Annotated in this window: 28 protein-coding genes; 17 read left to right on the top strand and 11 right to left on the bottom strand. The window is 68.1% G+C overall.

Annotated features, from left to right (window positions below; translation table 11 throughout):
• The 4 genes from ACI6PP_RS19170 to ACI6PP_RS19185 all read right to left on the bottom strand — a co-directional run.
• A partial coding sequence (locus ACI6PP_RS19170) for a hypothetical protein (RefSeq protein WP_421113233.1) occupies nt 1–188 on the bottom strand: 188 nt, incomplete at its 3' end.
• A gap of 1 nt (nt 189) precedes the next feature.
• Nucleotides 190–597 carry a hypothetical protein gene (locus tag ACI6PP_RS19175; protein ID WP_421113234.1) on the bottom strand — a complete coding sequence of 136 codons (408 nt, stop codon included), beginning with the start codon at nt 595–597 and terminating at the stop codon, nt 190–192.
• The gene (locus ACI6PP_RS19180) at nt 594–860 is read right to left on the bottom strand and encodes a hypothetical protein (protein WP_421113235.1); all 267 of its coding nucleotides are present in this window, start codon (nt 858–860) and stop codon (nt 594–596) included. The genes ACI6PP_RS19175 and ACI6PP_RS19180 overlap by 4 nt, the downstream gene beginning before the upstream one ends.
• 286 nt (nt 861–1,146) lie before the next feature.
• Entirely contained in the window at nt 1,147–1,350 is a 204-nt protein-coding gene (locus tag ACI6PP_RS19185) for a helix-turn-helix domain-containing protein (protein ID WP_421113237.1), read from the bottom strand.
• A 448-nt stretch (nt 1,351–1,798) separates the two neighbouring features.
• Here ACI6PP_RS19185 and ACI6PP_RS19190 point away from each other — a divergent pair, with 448 nt between their 5' ends.
• From ACI6PP_RS19190 to ACI6PP_RS19210, 5 genes are read left to right on the top strand one after another with little or no spacing between them, the layout of a single operon-like run.
• Nucleotides 1,799–2,734 (top strand): manganese catalase family protein, encoded by a 936-nt coding sequence (locus tag ACI6PP_RS19190; protein ID WP_421113238.1) that lies wholly within the window; start codon nt 1,799–1,801, stop codon nt 2,732–2,734.
• Between the two features lie 47 nt (nt 2,735–2,781).
• Nucleotides 2,782–2,922, top strand: coding sequence for a hypothetical protein (locus ACI6PP_RS19195; protein WP_421113239.1), 141 nt, complete (start codon nt 2,782–2,784; stop codon nt 2,920–2,922).
• Nucleotides 2,919–3,065: a hypothetical protein gene (locus ACI6PP_RS19200; protein WP_421113240.1), complete on the top strand. Its 147-nt coding sequence runs from the start codon at nt 2,919–2,921 to the stop codon at nt 3,063–3,065. The genes ACI6PP_RS19195 and ACI6PP_RS19200 overlap by 4 nt, the downstream gene beginning before the upstream one ends.
• 38 nt (nt 3,066–3,103) lie before the next feature.
• Entirely contained in the window at nt 3,104–3,574 is a 471-nt protein-coding gene (locus ACI6PP_RS19205; protein ID WP_421113241.1) for an SRPBCC family protein, read from the top strand.
• A 10-nt stretch (nt 3,575–3,584) separates the two neighbouring features.
• Nucleotides 3,585–4,325, top strand: coding sequence for an MBL fold metallo-hydrolase (locus ACI6PP_RS19210; protein ID WP_421113242.1), 741 nt, complete (start codon nt 3,585–3,587; stop codon nt 4,323–4,325).
• 321 nt (nt 4,326–4,646) lie between these two features.
• On the opposite strand, the gene ACI6PP_RS19215 is transcribed toward ACI6PP_RS19210, so the two are convergent.
• From ACI6PP_RS19215 to ACI6PP_RS19230, 4 genes are all read right to left on the bottom strand, one after another.
• A complete protein-coding gene (locus tag ACI6PP_RS19215; protein WP_421113243.1) occupies nt 4,647–5,450 on the bottom strand; it encodes an ANTAR domain-containing protein in 804 nt (267 codons plus the stop codon).
• Between the two features lie 113 nt (nt 5,451–5,563).
• Nucleotides 5,564–6,286, bottom strand: a complete 723-nt coding sequence (locus ACI6PP_RS19220) for a GAF and ANTAR domain-containing protein (RefSeq protein WP_421113244.1) — start codon at nt 6,284–6,286, stop codon at nt 5,564–5,566.
• 42 nt (nt 6,287–6,328) lie between these two features.
• Complete coding sequence (locus ACI6PP_RS19225; RefSeq protein ID WP_421113245.1) at nt 6,329–6,940, bottom strand: GAF domain-containing protein; 612 nt, start codon at nt 6,938–6,940, stop codon at nt 6,329–6,331.
• A gap of 115 nt (nt 6,941–7,055) precedes the next feature.
• The gene (locus ACI6PP_RS19230; protein ID WP_421113246.1) at nt 7,056–7,517 is read right to left on the bottom strand and encodes an ATP dependent DNA ligase; all 462 of its coding nucleotides are present in this window, start codon (nt 7,515–7,517) and stop codon (nt 7,056–7,058) included.
• Nucleotides 7,518–7,851: 334 nt separating this feature from the next.
• Between ACI6PP_RS19230 and ACI6PP_RS19235 the strand changes: the two genes are divergently transcribed.
• The 6 genes from ACI6PP_RS19235 to ACI6PP_RS19260 all read left to right on the top strand — a co-directional run bounded on the left by ACI6PP_RS19235 (nt 7,852) and on the right by ACI6PP_RS19260 (nt 11,083).
• Nucleotides 7,852–8,163, top strand: coding sequence for a hypothetical protein (locus ACI6PP_RS19235; protein WP_421113247.1), 312 nt, complete (start codon nt 7,852–7,854; stop codon nt 8,161–8,163).
• Between the two features lie 305 nt (nt 8,164–8,468).
• Complete coding sequence (locus tag ACI6PP_RS19240; protein WP_421113248.1) at nt 8,469–8,756, top strand: hypothetical protein; 288 nt, start codon at nt 8,469–8,471, stop codon at nt 8,754–8,756.
• Between the two features lie 87 nt (nt 8,757–8,843).
• Complete coding sequence (locus ACI6PP_RS19245) at nt 8,844–9,134, top strand: hypothetical protein (protein WP_421113249.1); 291 nt, start codon at nt 8,844–8,846, stop codon at nt 9,132–9,134.
• Between the two features lie 147 nt (nt 9,135–9,281).
• Nucleotides 9,282–9,587 (top strand): hypothetical protein, encoded by a 306-nt coding sequence (locus ACI6PP_RS19250; protein WP_421113250.1) that lies wholly within the window; start codon nt 9,282–9,284, stop codon nt 9,585–9,587.
• Nucleotides 9,588–9,776: 189 nt separating this feature from the next.
• Entirely contained in the window at nt 9,777–10,673 is an 897-nt protein-coding gene (locus tag ACI6PP_RS19255; RefSeq protein ID WP_421113252.1) for a hypothetical protein, read from the top strand.
• Nucleotides 10,613–11,083, top strand: a complete 471-nt coding sequence (locus ACI6PP_RS19260) for a GntR family transcriptional regulator (RefSeq protein WP_421113253.1) — start codon at nt 10,613–10,615, stop codon at nt 11,081–11,083. Before ACI6PP_RS19255 ends, ACI6PP_RS19260 begins: the two co-directional genes overlap by 61 nt.
• Nucleotides 11,084–11,203: 120 nt before the next feature.
• Here the strand turns inward: ACI6PP_RS19260 and ACI6PP_RS19265 are convergent, their stop codons facing one another.
• The gene (locus ACI6PP_RS19265; protein ID WP_421113254.1) at nt 11,204–11,734 is read right to left on the bottom strand and encodes a hypothetical protein; all 531 of its coding nucleotides are present in this window, start codon (nt 11,732–11,734) and stop codon (nt 11,204–11,206) included.
• Nucleotides 11,735–12,039: 305 nt separating this feature from the next.
• Between ACI6PP_RS19265 and ACI6PP_RS19270 the strand changes: the two genes are divergently transcribed.
• Nucleotides 12,040–13,101, top strand: coding sequence for a family 43 glycosylhydrolase (locus tag ACI6PP_RS19270; protein ID WP_421113256.1), 1,062 nt, complete (start codon nt 12,040–12,042; stop codon nt 13,099–13,101).
• Between the two features lie 184 nt (nt 13,102–13,285).
• Here the strand turns inward: ACI6PP_RS19270 and ACI6PP_RS19275 are convergent, their stop codons facing one another.
• A complete protein-coding gene (locus ACI6PP_RS19275; RefSeq protein WP_421113257.1) occupies nt 13,286–14,140 on the bottom strand; it encodes a hypothetical protein in 855 nt (284 codons plus the stop codon).
• Nucleotides 14,137–14,712, bottom strand: a complete 576-nt coding sequence (locus ACI6PP_RS19280) for an RNA polymerase sigma factor (protein ID WP_421113258.1) — start codon at nt 14,710–14,712, stop codon at nt 14,137–14,139. The genes ACI6PP_RS19275 and ACI6PP_RS19280 overlap by 4 nt, the downstream gene beginning before the upstream one ends.
• Nucleotides 14,713–15,283: 571 nt before the next feature.
• Between ACI6PP_RS19280 and ACI6PP_RS19285 the strand changes: the two genes are divergently transcribed.
• The 5 genes from ACI6PP_RS19285 to ACI6PP_RS19305 all read left to right on the top strand — a co-directional run.
• Nucleotides 15,284–16,258 carry a DUF4192 domain-containing protein gene (locus ACI6PP_RS19285; RefSeq protein WP_421113259.1) on the top strand — a complete coding sequence of 325 codons (975 nt, stop codon included), beginning with the start codon at nt 15,284–15,286 and terminating at the stop codon, nt 16,256–16,258.
• Between the two features lie 669 nt (nt 16,259–16,927).
• The gene (locus tag ACI6PP_RS19290) at nt 16,928–17,155 is read left to right on the top strand and encodes a FitA-like ribbon-helix-helix domain-containing protein (protein WP_421113260.1); all 228 of its coding nucleotides are present in this window, start codon (nt 16,928–16,930) and stop codon (nt 17,153–17,155) included.
• Entirely contained in the window at nt 17,152–17,580 is a 429-nt protein-coding gene (locus ACI6PP_RS19295) for a type II toxin-antitoxin system VapC family toxin (RefSeq protein ID WP_421113261.1), read from the top strand. The genes ACI6PP_RS19290 and ACI6PP_RS19295 overlap by 4 nt, the downstream gene beginning before the upstream one ends.
• Before the next feature lie 632 nt (nt 17,581–18,212).
• Nucleotides 18,213–18,635: a hypothetical protein gene (locus ACI6PP_RS19300; RefSeq protein ID WP_421113262.1), complete on the top strand. Its 423-nt coding sequence runs from the start codon at nt 18,213–18,215 to the stop codon at nt 18,633–18,635.
• Between the two features lie 49 nt (nt 18,636–18,684).
• A partial coding sequence (locus ACI6PP_RS19305) for a KAP family NTPase (RefSeq protein WP_421113263.1) occupies nt 18,685–20,336 on the top strand: 1,652 nt, incomplete at its 3' end.

Below are 20,336 nucleotides of genomic sequence, written 5' to 3' on the forward strand. Positions count from 1 at the left end.
CGGGCGACCACCGTGGGGCCCAGATCGGTCATCATGCTGATCGTCGTCGAGGCCAGCTCGAGCTCGGCGACGGCGGCGTCGCACAGGTCGCAGAGCCGCAGCAGGTCGTCCTCGTCGTGACCGGCGAGCGTGGAGGCCGTGACGAGTCGCCGCACGCGGTGCTCGACGTCCTCGGGTTCGGCGTCCACGTCATGCCCTCAGCGGTGTGCGGTCGTCACGCGGTTGGGCCGGTCGATGGGCTCGTCGGGGAGCCCGGGCGGCATCCTCCTGGTAGAGCGACGGCATCCGTAGACGGCCGATCGCGTTGCGTCCGTCGAACCTGACGCTGATCGCGACGCCCGGGCGGCACCAGCGGGCCGATTCCACCTGGGGCCGGGTCCCGAACGGGCACTCGCTGACCTCGAGGTCGTCCATGCCTGTCCACAGGCTCGAGCCGGCGTTGCGAGCGGTGTCCAGACGTATGTGCCCGACGTACAGCAAGGTCGTCCCGACGACGTCCCCGAGCAGAACCAGACGGCCCGACACCTGCGACATCGGCGGGTCGATCCACCCTCCGATCGCGAACCTCTCGATGTCCGTCCGATCGCCGGGGCTCACCGGTGGTCACCACGATCGGTCGGAACCGTCTGCAGACCACGAAGACCCGCACCTCGGACGACCACGTCCTGGGCGGTCGGGGCCAACGCGGGCGGTGTCACGTACGCGACCACGTCTCCCCAGTCCGGGCACTCGGCGCGGTGCCACTCGCGCAGCTGCACCCGCCGGCCCACCAGCACGACTTCTGCCCACCAGACCTGCGGACAGAGCCGACACGGGACGATGACCAGACCGTCCGGGTCGAAGTCGACCGCGATCAACATCGCCGCATTCCCAGGACCAGAGGAGTGGGAGGAGGCGCCGGGGTCGACCGGCGGTCCAGAATTCAACACCGACATCAGACTCACCTCTTGAACGATGGTGGAGTCGTCGGGACTGGGACAACCAGGAGCAAAGAAACCTACTCCACCCACGCTCTCCGGTCCAGGCACGATCCAGAAGCCCGGCCCCGGGCAGGCGGGGTGCCGTCAACGCCTGAGCGTGCCGTGCCGGTCCCCGGGCGTGCGGGTCGTCGCGCACCGTGACGTCGCGCTCCCCGCCGCCAGGCGTTCACCCGGGGCCGCTCGTCGACAGCAGGACCTGCACGACGGCCCACGCGGGCACGACCAGCCCGTGAGCCCTGGTCTGGGTGCAGGGGATCGTCCCGGCGCGCGTCCACTCGAGCACCGTCGCGGCGCTCACCCCCAGGACCAGGCACGCCTCGATCATCGTGAGGTGCCCCGCCAGCGCCACCCCGCCCGGAGATCCGTCCACTCGGCCCTCGTCGACGTGGTCGGCACACCGCGTGTGGTGCGCTGCGTCCGATCGCGGACCGTCGGGTTCGTCCATGGGGCTCCTGCCGAGAGGGAGCGACCCGGGGTCCAGGGGAAGCCGTGAGCGAGACCAGGAGGGCTGCGAAGAAGCGGCCGGCGACTGGAATGTGCTGCCAGCATGCTGTTGTGGCGCACCCACCGCCAGCACCCTGCGTAGATTCCGAGCGCGCCGGGTCGGGGCGGCGGATCGTCCCGGCTCTCACGGATCGTCCGCACGTCGACCACCCGGTCGTCCCCCGACGGCGATGGGCCCGTCGTGCTGCGGGCAGCGCCGACCTGTGTTCGGCTGGGGCCACCTCGTCCTGGACCCGACGGCGCGCCAGGCGGCGGTGGTCCTGAGGACTCCGTGCGGCTGGCTGTCCGCTTCCTCTGATCGACGGAGTCCAGCCATGTACCTGCACACCCAGCAGCTGATCAACGAGATCGCCGTCGACGAGCCCGACCCGGCCGCCGCGAACGCCTTGCAGGAAGGTCTGGGTGGTCAGTTCGGTGAGATGCGGACGATGATGCAGTACCTGTTCCAGTCGATGAACTTCCGCGGCGACCCGGCCTCGAAGCCGTACCGAGACCTGCTGCAGGGCGTGGGCACCGAGGAGATCAGCCACGTCGAGCTGATCGGCACGACGATCGCCCGCCTGCTCGACGGCGCGCCGGAGTACCACGGCAAGCCGTCCGACCCCGTCGACGAGCCGGGCGCCAAGGGCGCGACGCCGCTGAAGATCGCGCTCGACCACGGCAACATCCACCACTTCCTCGTCGGTGCCCAGGGCGCCCTGCCGGTGGACGCCGCGGGCAACCCGTGGTCGGGCTCGTACGTCTACAACAGCGGCAACCTGGTGCTCGACCTGTTGTACAACCTGATGCTGGAGTCGACGGGCCGGTTGCAGAAGTGCCGGATCTATCAGATGACCGAGAACAAGGCCGCGCGCTCGACCATCGCCTATCTGATCGTGCGTGACCAGGCGCACGAGAACGCGTACGCGAAGGCGTTGGAGTCGTTGGGCATCGACTGGGGCAAGACGTTGCCGATCCCCAGGACGAACGCCGAGCAGTTCCCCGAGGTGAAGAAGCTGATCGACAAGGGGCTGCAGAGCATCCAGTACACGTTCGGTGCCGATGACCAGAGCCAGGCCGCGAAGCTCTTCCGTGGTGCCTCGCCGTCCAACGACGGCACCGAGCTGAGCGTCGACGTGATGCCGCAGGGCTTCCCGATGCCGGTGGCACCCGAGCGTCGCGAGGAGTTCGCCCCCGGGCTTGACCCCGAGCTGCTCGCCCTGATCCAGGCCACCGCCGAGGTGGAGATCGCGGACGCTGCAGGACAGTGATCGCCGCTCTGCTCCCAGCACGCCCTTCACACCACCCAGGAGTGACCATGTCGACCACCTCACCCGGAACCCCGTCCACCCCCAGTGGTGACGAGGACCCCGTCACCGACGTCCCGGACACCGACAACCCCAGCACCGTGCCCCCGGACAACCCCTCGGGGATCTTCGCCGGGGTGAGCCTGCGATGAGCGGACCCGACCCCGATGCACCCCGCGGCCCAGACGAAGAGGAGGACACGTCGTTCAGCGTCCACGAGCCGGCCGAGTCCGCCGACGAGTCGTCGCGCGAGGTCAACGAGAACCAGGGCGACGACGCCGCCAGCGGGGGCTGAACCGTTCCCGCACCACACCACCACGACCGGAGTCGCCCATGAGCACGACCACCCGCATCATCCGTGCCGAGGTCAACACGGTCTGGGACGTCCTGACCGACGGTTGGACCTATCCGCTGTGGGTCGTCGGCGCTGCGCGAGTGCGCGACGTCGACGACACCTGGCCGGCAGTGGGGTCCCGGATCATGCATTCGGTCGGCGCGTGGCCCCTGCTGCTGGACGACACCACGACCGTGGCAGCCGTGGAGCTCGAGGAGCGTCTGTCGCTGACTGCTCGGGGCTGGCCCGCGGGGGAGGCCAGCGTCGTCATCACCACCCGGGCCCGGGGGCGCGCCACCTCGGTCAGCATCACCGAGGACGCGACCGCCGGCCCCGGCCGGCTCGTCCCGGCACCGGTGCGTCACCTCGGCATCGGCTGGCGCAACATCGAGACGCTCCGCCGTCTGGCGCTGCTCGCCGAGAACCGCCCCGACGCCACTCAGCCCGGCCCGACCGTCGGGGGCCGCTGAGGTGCCCGCCGTGGTGCACGACGTCGGGTCGGGCATCCACCGGATCGCGGTGGGCAACGTCAGCTGCTACCTCGTCGAGGACACCGATGGCGTCACCCTCGTCGACGCGGGTCTGCCGCGCGCGTGGGGCCCGTTCTGCCGTGCGCTCGACGAGCTCGGCCTCGGGCTCGACAGCGTCCGGGCGGTCGTGCTGACCCACGGACACTTCGACCACGTCGGCATCGCCGCACGACTGGCCCGGCGCACCGGGGTCCCGGTCTGGGTCCACGCCGACGACCGGCACCTGGCGGCCCATCCGTTCTCCTACCGCCGCGAGGTCAACCCCCTCACCTATCCCGTCCGCCACCCCCGCGGACTGCCTGGCCTCGCGGCGGTGGCGGCCGCGGGCGCACCGTTCGTGCGTGGGGTGCAGGACTGCCAGGTGATGGCGCCGGGTCAGGTGCTGGACGTCCCGGGGAGGCCGGTGGTCGTGCACAGCCCGGGCCACACCGACGGTCACTGCGCCGTCCACCTGCCCGAGCGGGACACCCTGTTCACCGGCGACGCCCTGGTCACGCGTGATCCGTACACCGGGCGCGCCGGCCCGCAGATCGTCAGCGGGGCTGCGACGGCCTCGAGCCGTCAGGCCAAGGACTCGCTCGGCGCACTCGCCGAGACCGGTGCGGGCCTGGTGCTGCCCGGACACGGTGAGCCGTGGGTCCGCGGCATCGGCCCAGCCGCCGACATCGCCCGACGACGCCGCCTGCAGTAGACAGTCGTGCCCCACACCGTCACCCTCGGGTGACGGTCCGGTCGGGCGGCCGACCGGCCACGTCCGAGCGTCGCCACGGTGAAGTCTCCGCGGACGGGGTGATGCCTCGCCTGCCCATCTCGTCCAGGTAGACCGCGCGGTCGGCCGCCGACTCGGCTGCAGCCCGAGGGTCTGCGGCGCCAGCGGCGATGGTCGCCGCGCAGTTATCCCACCGTGCGCGGAGCTCGTCGTCGAGCAGGCGCTCGAGGCGTCCGGTGAAGCAAGCCAGCAGTAGACGTGGCACCTCGACGACGGCCGGCGGTGTCAGTGGCGAGCGGCGTCTCATGCCGCATCACCGGTTCGGCGGGGACCAGGCAGAGGCGGGTGAGGTGGCGCAGTCGTCGGGTCGCTACTGACGGTCGTCCCTGAGGACGATCTGAAGCGGGCACTCGCGACGAGCCTGCGTGCGATCGCGGACAGCTTGACGTTCTGGTGTTGGGACAGTCGGCGCAGGACGTCCATCGCGCGCGCCTCGTCGATGCTGTGACGCTCCATCAGCACACCTTGGGCCAAGCCGATCTGACCGCGTGTCTCCAGAGCGCGGTGCATGCTGTGGATGTAGATCGCGGCGTCGAGCAGGGTGGCTGCGACCGCCGAGGTGGCCTTGGCGATGTCCGGCGGCGTGCGTGGGATCGGGTGCTCTGAGTAGAGCGTCACCAGGGCAACCCACCCGGTACCGGGGCCGAGGGGGACGACACGAAGGGGAATCGCGCCACACGTCCCCGCCGCCTGTGGCAACCGCTGCCGGCCGGTCTCATCGTCCGGCGGAGGGGTTCCCGGGGCGCGGTGGTTGCGCATGACGTCGGCGAGCGGACCCCGACTCGTGGTGAGCTGACGCTCGTCCAGGACCGAAGCCATCATGCTGCTGGCGCCGCGGTGGCGGACACGCTCACCACGGGCGTCGAGGACCACGAGCCCGACGTGCGACGTGCCGGCTGCGAGCGCACACGCGCTCGCCAGCTGGTTGCAGACCATGTCGATCGACTGACGGACGTCGACGACGTCGAGCATCGCGCGGACCGATGCCGACAGCGCGACGTCGTGCTCATCGCCGGCGTCCGGGTCGTGTGGGATCGGCTGCGTCATCGGGCACCCCTAGGTCACCTCGTGTGGTGTCACCGGGGCCGGGGCGACTCGATCGATCCATCTCTGCCAGGCCAGGCCCGTCCGCCTGTCGTGCGGACGGGCGGGCCCTCAGGTCAGCTGCGCCACCAGGACGCGGTGGCTCGGGGGTCCTCGACGGTCTGGAGCGCCACGTCGGAGAGCTTCTTGCCGTGACGACGAGCGTGGTTGCGGAGCAGTGCGAAGGCGTCGGCGACCGGGACGCCGGCGATCAGTGAGATCGCGCCCTTGGCCTGCTCGATGACCACCCGGCTGTCGAGCGCACCCTGCAGCTGCTCGGTGAGCGTCTGGGCGCGGGCGGCCGCCCGGTCCTGCAGGATACTGATCGTGGCGATGTCGGCGAGCGCCTGGACGCCCATGACCTCCTCTTCGGAGAACGTCGTTGCGCCGGCGCCGAACAGTGCCATGGCGCCGACGGCCTCGTCGCGCAGGCGCAGGGGGAACGCGTGCACCGACACGTAGCCGCCGGCGACGGCCTGCTCGGCGAACGCCGGCCACGGGACCGTCGGCGACGTGAGGTCGGTGTTCACCACCGGTCGGCCGGTCCGGTACGCGTCGGGACAGGGGCCCTCCTGCACGGCGAGCTGGAGCACCTCCAGGACGTGGCCGTCGTGGTTGGACGACGCCACGTACTGCAGGTCTCCGTGGTGGTCGCCGAGCATGAGGCCGACGGCGTCCGCGCCGCTGACGCGCTCGGCGTTCTCGGTGACGGTGTGCAGGAACTCCACGGTGTCGAAGTCGTGCACCAGGGTGTCGGCCGCCTCGACGAGGACCCGGGCGAGCTCAGCGCTGTCGATCATCGGTGTCTCATCTCCCATGCCGTGGCACGTGTGGCGTAGTGGTCAGTGTTCATCCAGACGCACCGTCCCGTCCAAGATCCGGCGGGCGAGCTCGTCCAGGTCGATGTCGAGGGCGAACGCGTGGGCGCGCATGCGGGCCAGCGCGTCGGTCAGCGTCGTGCCGAGCGCGACCAGGACCATGCCCTGGGCCTGGTAGACCTCGGCCCGTAGTCCGATGACGCGGGAGGCGTCGGCGTCGCGGGCGGCGTCGTCGCGACCGGCCTCGACGTCCAGGGTGGTCTCGGTGGCGATCTCGGCGAACGCCAGCGCGGTCCGGGTGCGGACGGCGTTCCGCAGCTGTGGGCGCTCGAACGACATCTCGAGGACGCCCAGCCTCGCGGCGCCCACGCCGAGCGGGAGGCTCCACACAGCTGAGCATCCGAGCTCGATGGCCGAGGCGGCGAAGTCGAGCCACCGCTGACGCCCCTCGACGAGCAGGTCGTCGATCATGACGGGGCGACGGTGTGCGGCGGCATCGTGGATCGGCCCCTCGCCACTGGCCGCCTGCAGGTCGACCAGTGCGGACCCGACGTCGCTGCCGGCGTCGGCGAGGAGCGTCGGTCCCAGGCCCGTCACGGTGCTGACTGTCGCGCTGAGCAGGTCGAGCTCGGTCACGGCCGCGTCGCACAGATCACACAGTCGAAGCAGGCCGTGCTCGTGGCCGGGCTGCGCAGCCGCTGCGACCAGCTGCCGGACCCGTTGGTCGTGGCCGTCTGACGTCGCGTCCATCTCACGGGCTTCCCGGTTGGAGAACGCTGGTAGTCCGCCAGCCACCACCGGGGCCGCTGGCCGCCGGTGAGGGCGGCGCGAGACGCAGCATCGGTCCTCTGAGCCTGCCGATTGCATTCTGCCCGTCGAACTGCACGTCCACGGCCACACCCTCGGCGCACCAGTGCGCCGCCTCGACCCGCGGTGGCCGCGTGAACGGGCACACCGTCTGCTCGGCCTCCTCCACCAGGTGTCGCAGTCCCGAGCGCTCGGCGCCGGCGGGGTCCACGCGGACGTGTCCGACGTAGAGGAGGGCGTCGTCGGTCACCCTGCCGAGCAGCAGCAACGTCCTAGGCAACCGCTCGGCCCCGAAATCGACCCAACCGCCCACCGCGAACGGTTCTGCTGCGGGAGGAACACCCGCCGGACGGGCCAACGACGCTGGATCCCGCTCTGGCTCGGGTCGGCCGTCGACATCGGGCATGACTCACTCCTCGCAAAGGCGGTGGAGTCGTCGGGGCCGGGACAACTGCAATCGACGGTAGTGCTCAGGGCACCCGCCCGTCCAACCACCGGTGGCGTGCCGCCCCGATTCGGTGGCACCCGGTTGGCTGGTTCGCGCGAAGGAGACCTCGGGCCGCTCGCAGTCTCAGAAGAGGATCCCGCTATGGCGCACGCCGCTCGTGACGATCCCTTGTGGCCGTCGCCGCTACTTCGAAGGCGGGTGCCGTGACCCCCTCGCTGCCTAGAGTCGAGGCCTCTCGGGACAAAGCCCGGCCCGCACGGGTCGGGACGCATCCATAGAGTGAGGGGCAACAGTGAATCTGCCAACCCGCAACCGCACCACGCACCGCGTCCTGGCCCGCCGGGCCGCCGCAGTCGTCGGAGGATCCGTGCTCGCGCTGGGCTCGGCCGTCGCAGTCGGACAACCCGCCTCGGCGGACCCCGGCGCCGGCTGGAAGCTCATCTCCAGTGCCCGGAAGTGCACTACGTACAGCTTTGGCACCCAGTGCCAGACGCAGAAGACGTACATGCGCACCATCAAGTACTGCGAGCGTCCGCCCATCTCGAACCCGTGGTCCAGCATGGCCTGGGCCACAACCTGCATCCGCTACGAGATGACCGGCTGACACCAGCGCGAACACAGTCGGCCCGGCGTGCCCTTCGGTGCGCCGGGCCGATCTGCGATCAACTCGAAGATCCTCGCCGGCTCAGGGCCCGTGTGGCTCTCGAGGTTCCCGCCGTGGTTACGCTCCGCAAGAGGTTGGTGAGTGGCTGCGGGGCGACACCGAAGTGAAAACAAGAGTCGTCGCACGACTTGCGCCCAGAACACCATCGCCGAGGACGGCGGACCAGGGCCTGATCACCCGATGTCACCTGCGGTCGTTGGCGGATTTCCCAGCCGGCAGACCCAAGCCTCGTTCATGATGTGGGCGTGACTGTGGCCCGCGGATCTTCCTCAATCCAGCGGCGGGAGGAGTCGCGGGGGTTCTCCGGCGGCAGAGTCGTGGTGCTTGTCGTGGTCTTCCTCGGTGCGCTGGGGGTGTACTTCGGGGCACCGTGGGTGGCGGCCGAGGCCGACGGCGCCGCCTACACACACTGCATGGGGTACGCCGATGAGGGCGAGGGCTTCGGCACCGGTTATCGCGCTTTCCCCGTTGCGGGCGTCGTGTGCTTCACCACCAGCAGACCAGAGGGGTTCTATCTGGGCTGGGCAGGTTGACGGCGACGACGCCACCCAGCCGACGGAGTGAGCGGGTCCGAGACCGACGTCTGCTACGCAGGCATATGGAAGGGAACGCGAGTTGTCGTGACCACCACCGAGATTGAGGGCCGCCAGTCGGCGCCAGCGTGGAAGACGTTGAGCATCATCGCGGTCGTGGCGGGCATTTTCATGGCCGCGATGTACTTCGTGATCGTTCCGAGCGCCGGCCAGTTGTCTATCGACAGTGCCTGCAACGCGAACACCCCCAAAATTCCCTACTGGGCTGGGGTGAGTTACACCAGCGAGCTGCACTGGGGATGGCGTCCGCATTGGACCTGCGAGTATCGGATTGCGGGTGAGGTGACTTCGGTCGATGTGGGCTGGGCCCCCAGCTGATCAGCCTGTTGAGTTCTGCGATGTTGACTCTGAGGTGGTCTCGAACCGGGCACTATTGCTGGGGTGCAGCGCAGTGAGGACGCAGACGGAGGCAGTGGGGGCGATGTGGTCAGTTCTTCGGCAGGCAGTCCGCGACCGCCCATGGCCGTGAGGTCTGTCGCGTTCCGGCTGCTCGTTGTTGCGCCCGCTGTTTCCTGCCTGGTGATGGTGGGTGTGCTTGCCGTCATGGCATTCGCCGCGATGGGGCGAAGTCAGACCCTGAACCACGATTGCGACCAGGCCGCGAATGCGCTCATTCGGGAGGTCGATGGCCCTGATGGGGACTATCAGGGAGGGGCCGGTTGGTCGATGGGCGGCTCATTCTGGGAACCCAGTTGCACGTACTCCTACGAGGATCAGTCCGGCGAGATCCGCTTGAGGTGGGGCCTGTTCGCCGAGAATCGACGCCTGTGAGCGTTCATGATGAGGCCCGCGGCGTCACGCTTCAGATCCCTCGAGAACTCGAACGTCGACGAGGTGGATGCGTCATGACCGTGTGAGTCGAGCCGGGTGTGGGTGTGCTCGAGGCCCAGAGTGCTTGACAACTCGGGCGTCACCCGTTTGTATCGTTGCACCACTACATTGATACGAAACGGGGGATGCATGCACTCTTTTGCCGCCGCTGCGAGCGGCCTGGTCGGACTCGTCGCGGTCTGGCTGCTGTTGATGCCACCTTCGACCCATCGGCTCAGCCAGTGGCTATCGGCATCACGAATCAGTGACTCCGACGCGACGCTGAGTGCTGTGCGCGGGGCCCTCGCCCGTATGGGTCATGTCGGAACATTGTTCCTGGGCGGGGCCGCGGTTCTTGGTCTTGCGTTGCAGCTCAAGATCTCAGCCGGAGCCGTTGCCGTCCCCTTTGCAGTCGTCGCCTCGGCAAGCGTCCGACTCGACGGTGGCCATCAGCGCGTAGCCCGAATCAGTCCTGATGACGCCGAGCCAGTCACCACCAACCGCCTGTTCTGGGCTGGAACCGTGGTCGCTGCCGCCGTGATCGGGCTGACCGCCGCGATCACCTACACATTCGGACGCCGCTCCGAGCCAAGCCAGTACCCAAACTTCAGCCTCGGGACGACCTTGCCTGACGTGACCCAGCACTCGTTGCTGATCGTCGGAGGGCTGTCGGTGCTTCTACTCATCGGCGCCTGGCTCGGCCAAGCGCGGGTTACGTGGCGCCCCTCGATGACGTGCCCCGATCCGGGCGCGGACCGCGCGTTGCGTCTGGTGTGCAGCCGCCGTCTCGCAGCGGGTCTGCTTGGTGGTCAGACCATCTTGCTGGGAATCGCCGCCAGCGCGGCACCAGTCTTCGCGCCATCGGGCGCGCCACCTGCTGACGCGTGGCTAGTCGATGAGTCGCTCACTGATTTGTCATCGGCATCGGGACTCCTCGCAGTTGCAATTGGCCTCTGCGTCATCGTCGCTGGTCTGGCTGAACCCTGGTGGACAGCACGGCACCGAGCCGCTTCGACCTCACCGGCGCCAGCGGCCGGATCGAGATAGCCATGGATATCTGGGTGGACACACGCAGCCCGACCCCGCATTACGAGCAGATCCGATCTCAGGTGAGCCAGCTGGTGATGACCGGGGCGCTGCCACCGGGGACTCGACTTCCACCAATTCGACGCCTGGCCGGCCACCTCGGTCTCTCTAACGGCGCCGTTGCCCGCGCGTACAAAGAGCTCGAGCGGGAGGGAACAGTCGCCACCAAAGGCAAAGCCGGCACGACCGTCCTTGGCCAAGAGAAACCGACCCACTCCGCAAGCCATAACCGCGACCGAAGCACCGCACTGATGAACGCAGCGACCCAATACGCCGTCAAAGCCCACCAGCTGGGATACCGCACAGACGAGGCCATCGCCGCACTCGAAACGGTGACGACTTCACCATTGTCGCCTCCGAAGCGCGCTTGATACACGCGGGTAGGCCGGGCCGCTGATAGCGCCAAGCCCAAGACGTGCTCAGTGAAGCACGATCACCCAGAGTGCGACCGACGCGAGACCGATAACCACTGCGGAGCAGGACCGCCGTAGTCAGGCGGTTGAAGGTGTCGGCTGAAGGTCTTCGGGACGTGCACGGCTCAGTACGGGCGTGCGCCCGGGTTGGCGCCAATCGCTCAATGCCCACCAGCGGTCCGCAGCGATCGGGGCCACTATCGACACCGTGGCGCCGCCATGACGCAGGCAAGGTGTGGGTAGTGAGTCCACGATGACCGTGACGTGAGTCCACCATCGTCGCGCGCTGTAGAAGTCGGCCATGAGGCTCTCGATTGCCGTCGCCGGGTCGATGTCGCCGGTCACCACCCCCAGTTCTTCGGCGCTGAGGGCGGAGGTGGCCGACCAAAGCGCATTGCCATGGCCAAATGAGGGGAGAAGCCCATTCCAGACCATGGCTAGAGGGTCGCCGGGCTCGGGCGGAAAGACAGCAGTGACGACGTAGGCGAGTGGCTCGTCGGATTCAATGTCTCCAGCTCTGTTCCAGAGATCAACACCTCGCCGAGCAGCAGGTTCGTGGTGCGCTACTTGGTAGATGGGTTCGCTTGGAACGTAGGGAAGTTGGCGCACAGATTGCACCATGCCAAATCGGCGCGTCCGGCGATAGTTGTCCTACCAGGCGCGGCTTCTACGACTCGACGCGCTCGGCAGCAGTTCCCGAAAGACGATCCCGTTGTGGTCATGCACGGGGAATGTGGTGGGAGTTGACGTCGTAGAACTGGTGGCACGAGCTGATGTGTCCTGCCGTGGCGCGATGAGGCCGGCGGGGCGGTCGTTAGGGGGCGGTATCACAGCCACAGGACAGTTGTGACCCTCAACTGATCTAGCGTGCGGGCATGCGAACCACACACCACATTCGATGGACCGCGGCCGCGGTGGGCGCGGCGGTCCTCGCAACTGTCATGACGGCGGGGGTGACGTCGGCATCGGCGTCGACGACCGAGCGTCAAGCAGCGGCGCTGACGGCGCCGACCACCAAGCTGGCGGTGCCCAACCCGTCGCTCATCAAGACCCCTGCCGGGTGGGTCATGCTCAACACGGGCAACGCCAAAAAGCCCGGTTTGATCTCGCGTGCGCCGGCACTGGGGGGCAAGTGGAGGCGCGACAAGCAGTTCGCGCTCCTGAGCAAGAAGCCGAAGTGGGCCGAAGGCGTCGGCGGTGTCTGGGCGCCCTCGATCGTTCAGGAGCCCAGCGGGCGCTACGTGGTCTTCTACTCCGCGCCGGTCAAGGGCAAGGACCATCGGCGCTGCATCGGCACCGGCTACACCACCGGCGCCAGCCTCACCGACTCGGTCGCCTCGGCCGGTCGTCCGAAGGCGCTGTTCAAGCCCCGCAACAAGCCACTGGTCTGCTTCTCGGGATCGGGGGTGAGGGCCGCCGACGTCGTCAGCAGCAAGACCGCCGGCAGCATCATCGATGCCACGCCCGCGGTCGTGGACGGGCGCTACTACCTGACGTACAAGACTGAAAAGCGGCGCGGTGGCAAGTGGCTGACCACGACCCGTCTGCTGCCGCTCGACGCCACGCGCACCGACACCACGGTTGCTGGCCCCAGCACCCAGATGACCCGTTGGAGCTCGCCGAGCATCGAAGAGAACCCGATCCTGGTGAAGCGCGGAGACACGTACACCCTGTTCACCTCGCGCGGCTGGTTCCGTCAATGCACCGGTGCGCACCCGTACCACTCGGTCTTCCGTCAGACCAAGGACCTGAGCCGGTGGCCGAGCAAGCCGAGGACCCTTGGCTTCAACAACAAGATCCGCACCTGCGGCAAGGGCAACGCCACGGTGAACGACGGCGGGGATGGAAAGTTCTACTTCACCTGGAACGGCCACTACCCGGCCAGCAAGGCCGGCAAGTCGGCCCCCAAGTCCCTCTACATCGGGACCCTGACCTGGAAGAAGAACGGACAACCGAAGGTCAAGGACACGCTCTAGACAGAAGCGTTCACACGTTGTCCGAGGGTGCCTGCGCTGGCAGGCACCTTCGGCGCGGCCTCGGACCGTGGCCGTGAAGCGCCGCGCGTCGAGCCGACAGACGATCGGTTTTAGGGATGACCAACTCGGCTCGTTGCCATGAGTTGCCAGGCGCCACCACGTGACGAGCCTGGTTCGCGGCGCATCAATCTAGTGTTCGCGCGTCCACGATGGTCCCGTCGCGGAGGGTGATTCTGTAGCTGGGAGGTTCGCTCCAGTCTGGGTTCGTCGTGGGCTTACCTCCGACGGGCCACCAGGCGGCCCAGTGACCGGATTCAATCGAGGCCTCGACCTTTCGGCCGCTGGGGGTCCGAACTTGGATGCGGGCGACGTCTGAGCCGGCTGTGCCTTCTACGGATGCGAAGGCGTCGTCGCCGATGGTCCCGAGCTGGGAGGTGTCTTGGCGGACGAGGCGGCTATTCGGCGATGGGTCGGTGAGGTCGTCGACACCGTCGAGTCTGCCGAAAAAGTTGCCCTGCCCTGGCTGCGGGTCAGCGACGACGGAGTTGGGGACCAGGCAGGAGCCTTCGAGCTCTGGCTGAGAGGCACCGGGCACTCGGAACAGGATGTAGCTCCAGCCGCCGCGCCGTTCGGCCACGAGGACGGTGGGCTTCGCTGTCGGGTCGAGCGCGAGGCTGCCCCCATCGCCACTCTGAAGCTTCAGACAGGCCTCGACTGTCGTGGTGCGCTCCGTTCCCTGGAGGGAGGCAGGGCTCGGCGACCACGAGGCGAACGCTGTTTCGACCCGAGTGAGGAGCGGGATCACGATCGCGGCAACGACAGTAGCGGCAAGCACCGCGCCAATGAGTACCGTCCGGCCGTTGCGCAGAAGCGTCGGCCGGCCCGGTCCAGGGTTCGAGGTCGGCTCACCGGGCGCGGCTTTCAGGATCTGCTCGAGAGTCCTGGAGGCCCGCTGCTCGATGTGGTCGAGTGGGCCGGTAGCGGCCGAATCGAGATTCTGCAGCGCCCGCATGGTCTGGGCTTGGCGGCGGGGGCTCATGTCCGGGGCTCCTCGGCGGGGGTGTTGACGGTGTGTGACCGGATTTTGCTCTGCTGGGCCGTGGGGTCGAGGTGGCGGCGCAGCGAGCGGCGTGCCCTGGACAGGCGCAGGCGGTAAGCAACGGCCGAACATCCAAGGACCTGTCCGGCCTGGGCCGAGGTCAGTCCCTCCCAGACAGTGAGACTGATCGCTTCTTGCTCGGCAGGGGTCAACAGACGCCACGCGGCAGTGAGGTCAACGAGGCGTGGGGTGACGTCATCGACGGTGGGGTTGGTGACCCACGTCGAGGACAGGCGCACCGCAAGGGCATCTCTACGCGCGCTCCCGCGATGGTGATTGAGCATCGTGGCGCGCGCGACACCGAACAACCAAGGCCGCGCCTGCTCCTGAGCTGTGGGCATACCGTCGATTCGTCGCCACGCCACCAGGAAGACATCGGCCACGATGTCCTCAGCCTGGTCAATGCCTACGCGCCGCACCACGAACTTCAACAAGTCCGAGTGCGTCGCGTGGAACACCGCGCGGAACCGTTGCTCCCGCGATGCACGCAACTCGTTGTTCGAGGCCGTCATGCTCACTACCTGTCCGGTCGAGGCCAAGTGTGTCAGCAGCAGCGGGACCGTCACTGCTCGCCAAACCCACAGACGCTCAGTCGAGCACGCCGGACGGCAGATGCCGCCGGCGCGGAGCCGGACATGGCAGCGGTCGGGCTTCGGTGCAGTTGCGTATGACCCCCGGCGTGCACACCACCAGCGTCCGTGGACAGCTGCGCAGTTACCCAGGACGGTCCAGGAATCGACGGCATTGCGGGCACCAGATTGCCGCGCGCGCACCAGACGGACACCAACCGGAGCCGCTGCGCGGCACTGGACTGGATCGACGTTCTCTCCTCCCGGGTCGAGCAATTTTGAGCCGGCGGCCCCTGCACGCAACCCCGCGCTGAGCGCCGGCGTCCAGACCAACGAGCGGCCTCGGCGCTCGCGAGCTCGCTTGTTTCCTCACCAGCTCGCCGCCCCTGGCCACCGGTACCGGGGTTGCCCTCCGGGGCCCCGTACCGGCTCTGCATTTCTCTTGCCCGGGAGGGGCGAACAACGGTTGGCAACCCAGGCCACCGGCCCGCTCCCGTGGCAGGAAGGCACCATCGTGCTGCTCACTGTGAAGAACCCCGCCGACCTGGTCGCCGCGCTGTGCACCGCGCTCGGGTTCGTCCCCACTGAGTCCGTCATCGTGCACCTGGACTGGGCCGACGACCCCACTCACAAGCCCCCGATGTTCCGGATGGACCTGGACGCGATCGAGCACGTCCCGGCCACCGTTGAGGATCTGGCCGCCCGTCACGGGCAGGTCGCGGTGTCGGTCGTCGTGATCGGTGCCGACCTGGCCGCCGGCCACACCGCCACCGCCGCAAGCGTGTTCGCGCTCGAGGCCGCCCTGCACGACCTGGTCGCCGTCCAGATCGTCGCCGGGACCGACGGGCGACACGTGTGGTGCGCGTGCGACACCGACGGATGCGCCGACACCCGATGGACTGTCGACCTCGACTCGCACCGGTTCGTCACCGAAGCGGCCGCCGCCGGACAGCAGGTGCGACCGGCCAGCAGCATCGACGCGGACCTGACGCCGGGCACCGGAACGACGTGGCCGCTGGTTGACGCCCAGGCCGTCTCGGACTCGATCGACTTCACCACCGGCGATGACCCCCGCGCGTGGATCAACCGGGCGGTCAAGATGGCTGCCCGCGAGGTCCCCGCCCAGACCCGGACCGACGTCGCGCACCTGGTCGCCGCGTCCCAGGTCATCCCGATCCGAGACCTGATGTGGGCGCACATCACCCGCGCCAACGCGGCCGACGCCCTGGCCCTGTGGGCGTGGGTCGCCCGCAACACCGTCCCCGAGCGCGCCGTCAACGCGCTCGCCCTGGCCGGGTTCGCCGCCTGGCAGACCGGCAACGGGTACGCCGCCCGCGTCGCGCTCGCCAACGCCGGGACGATCGACCCCACACACTCCATGACGATCCTGCTCGACACCGCGCTGGTCGCCCAGATCGACCCCCGCACGTGGGAGCAGCCGCCCGTGGCGGACCTGCAGGAGGCCGTCGACGCACTCTGGCGGACCTGACACCCTCACGGGGCGCCACCTCCCAGCGGGGGAGAGGTGGCGCCCCCCCGGGTGGCTCCAGCGGTGCCGCATACGCGGCGCCCTGTCGTCGCTGGCCTCCGGCCAGGCAGCGGGTCCGACTCCAGGTGCCGGCCACGCCAGCCGGCCGCCGGAGTCCCTCGAAGGTGACAACGCGCGGTTCCCGCAGTGACCGCTCCTGGGCGCGTCGGGTGTCGAGCGAGCCAACACGGACGGGATTGAGGCATGCCCTATCGACGGAACGGGGGTGCCCAGCAGCTCGGCACGGGCCATGACCTGGGCGCGCGTTCGGGCCAGGGTCCGCGACGATCGCAGGACCACATGAGGTGTGCCACCGGGGCTGTCCGCCAGTCGGGAAACACGACCGGGCTTGTAGGTCAGATGAGTGGCCGCGTCGAGGTCGTTGCCCTCGCCGCAGCCAACCACGAAGGTGGACCCATGAGCATCCCCTCAACTGAGCCCGTGGACCCCGACACCGTCGAGCCCGAGGTCACTCCCAGCCTGGATCCCAACCCCACGACCACGCCAGAGACCCCGCCCGACACTCAGCCGGCGCCGGTGTAGACGGCCAGTCTGATGGTGTAATACGCCTCGAAAGAACGACCCACCCACAGTAGTGATATCGTGACCTCGATATCGGAGGTGGTCGCGATGGAGCAAATTCTGATCCGCAACCTTCCCGCGGGGACCAAGGCGGCGTTACGCAAGCGTGCGCAGCTGAGCCACCGGTCGGTGGAGGCAGAGGCGCGCGATGTGCTGGCCAGGGCGCTGAACGACGAACCCGTGACGATCGTCGACCTGCTGGGCACCGAGGAGGGCGCCGACATCGAGTTCGAGCCCGAGCGGCTCGGACTAACCGCTCGCACAGCGCACTTGTGAGATACCTGCTGGACACCAACGTGGTGTCCGCGCTCCGAGTGCGTGGACGAAACACCGCGGTGGAGACGTGGGCGACAGCGGTGCCGCTCCGCGACCAATTCGTCACAGCGCTCACCGTCGCAGAGATCGAACGCGGCGTCGTCACGAAGGAACGCGTCGACCAGAGGCAAGGAGCGGTACTGCGCCGCTGGTTTGAACACAACGTGCTGCCCACGTTCGTCGACCGGGTGCTGCCGTTCGACCTGCCGGCGGCCCGAACCCTTGCTGGCTATCGGGTCCCTGAGCACGCGCCGTTCGACGACGCACTCATCGCCGCGATTGCAGAGTCTGCCGGGATGACCGTCGTTACACGGAACATCCGACACTTCGAGCCTCTTGGAGTGCCAGTGCTCGACCCCTGGCACACACCGCTGACCGAAGACTGACCGCGGGACTGACCTCCGACCTTGCCGGGCGAGACCCCAGGCACCAGCGCTACGGCCGCCGTCGCGAGACCCGTGAATACCGGCGCGCGGTGGCGAGCGGTTGGCACGGCCGAAGATATCGACCGTGGGCCACATACTGGCCGCTCGCCTGCACAGGCAGAACTCGGGATTGGAGCCGCCCGGCGGGCTCCGCCAAGTCGCGTACATCAGGTCCTTGACTGTCTTGGAATCAAAGGTTTCTGGGACACCCGCTGGCACCGTCGGCACAAGTGGGCTCTGCCTGCGACCACGGCTCGACGTTGGTCCCGGAACTCAGTCCCGGTATCTAAGTCCCGCCCGAACGGGACGAGGTGGGTTTCGAGACGGCCGATTACCTCGGAGGTGCGCGACTCGGTCGGCGTGGGGGAGCGGAGCGTTGCGTGCCGCTCGACGCCTTTGTCCCGGACGGAGGGTCGGACGGGTCCTGCGGCGTACCTGGGGGCAGCCGCGGCCGTCACCTGCGCCGATCCCGTATGGGGTTCCCGAGTGAAACAGCGGCGGGATGGCTGCGTATACGCGCGTGCACGTGGCTGCCAAACTCGAACTCATCCGCGGCACGAGCCTCGCGGGTACAACTCGGGAGGGTGCACCGGATGAGCCATAATGCAGAGGTGGGCGAGGTCGTAGCCGCGTGTGACGGTCTCGTTATGGCCTTGAAGGAATATGACACGTTCGGTGCAATGCGTGGTCAGTCGCGGTTGGAGCTGGACTCGGCGCTGGCCAGGGTGCTCTCAGAGCTCGCGGTCCAGACCCACGCCCGGGGTCACTCGGTCCGAGCGACGGCGCTGGTTGACACCGCCGGAACTCTCATCAAGCAGGCCGAGGAGCTTCTCGCGTCGCTTAGGACCTCGGCGACCTGCACCTGTGGTCACCCCGAGCGCGACCATTGCGACGCAGGATGCTGGCGTGACACCCCCGGCGGCGCCGACGTGTGCCCGTGCGTGCACCGCAACGGGCTCACGGACCTGCAGTCGCGGACTTACATTGAAGGCACACTCGGGCTGGACCAGGCGTGAACACAAGACCGGGTGGCCGCCGACTTCGGCGGGCTGGTTCGGTGCGCCGGTGACCCTCAACTGGTCTGACGACCCCATTGCGGGCACGAGCGAGGACTCTTTCGAGCGCTCGGAGTTCGCCAAGGCGGCGGCTGGGCGCATCATCGACACGCATTCGTGGAACACGAGCACCGTGTTCGCCCTCACCGGCCCATGGGGTACAGGCAAGTCCTCGGTCATCACGATGGTCCTCGAACACCTGCACGATCGCGAACCGGATTGGCGCGCGGTGATGTTCTCGCCTTGGGCGTCGGCAGACTCCGAGGCGCTTGTCGCCGAGTTCTACACCGCACTGGCCTCAGCACTGCCCGCATCGGGATCAACCGAAGCTCGCCGGGCCCTGGAGAGATGTCTGACTGTCGCCTCGCCGGGACTAAAGGCCATTCCCCTTTTCGGCGCGGCAGCCGCCGGCTACGCCGACCTTGCGCGCGACCGGTTGAAGAACCCGAAGCCTTGGCACCAGGCCTTCAAGGAGGCCTCAGCCACCCTCGAGGACGTGGGCGTGCCGATCCTGATCGTCATCGACGACCTCGATCGGCTGCAGCGCGACGAGCTGATGGCGCTGCTGAGAGTGGTCCGACTCCTCGGCCGGTTCCCCGGGGTCCAGTTCCTCCTCGCGTACGACGAACAGACCTTGGCCGCCACTCTCAGTGGGGGCCTGCGACCCTCGCCAGACTCGCATCAGGACGCTAGACGATTCATCGAGAAGATCGTGCAGTATCCGCTGTCAGTACCTCCGCTGTCAGACACCCAGGTTCTCGAAAGACTCAACGATGGGTTGAATGAGATCGTTCACCTCACAGCCCGCGACCCGGCTCCACTGACTGCCCACAGATTCGTCAGCATCATGAGGACGGCCGTGCGAGGTGGACTACGCACGCCGCGCGCCATCGACCGATATCTAGCACAGGTCGGCCATGCGTTCTCCATGATCGGGCCCGATGAGATCGACGACGCAGACCTGGCGATGCTGACCTTCTTGAAGGTCCACCTTCCCGGCCTGTACGAAACTCTGCCGTTGTGGAAGTCGCAACTGTGTCGTGCCGGACGACGCACGAGGTTCATGTCACCGCAGACTGGGATGGTCTCGGATGAACCAGTTGACTATGGCCCGTTGTTCGAGTCGGTGCCACAAGGCCATCTGCTCGAGCAAGCCCGCCTCGTGATGTCCAAGCTGTTTCCGGTGATCACCCAAACCACCGAAGGGACCGTGTCGCGACACGAGCGGAGTATTGCGCGATCGGACTACTTCGACCGCTACTTCACTCTCTCGGTGTCGCGACACGACGTGCGCGACGCTGCGGTCCGAGAAGCGCTTTACGCAGCGGCACACCCTGTTGCCGACGATGGCGGCGCGTTGCACGGACTGTTACAGAACTCGCCCGACTCTTCTGCGTCTCGACTTGCGCTCGTGCTGGACAAAGCCCGCACCGCAACTGATAACGACGCCACCGGCAGCCTAGTAACGCCAAGTCTGATTAGCTCCGTCGCCGGTGCACTGAATCAGATCGACGACACGCAGCCGGCACTGCTCAGCAACCGAGAGTCGGCGGTGCGCTGGCTGGCCACGATGATCCGAGACCGCGCCGAGGACTGGGACGCTGAGGTACTCGTCGACGCCTTGAGCGGCGGCCCGGCCCTGTTGCGCGTACTGGACGCGCT

The sequence above is a fragment of the Solicola agrisoli genome (assembly GCF_049059935.1).
In the GTDB taxonomy this organism is placed as follows: Bacteria; Actinomycetota; Actinomycetes; order Propionibacteriales; family Nocardioidaceae; genus JAURVT01.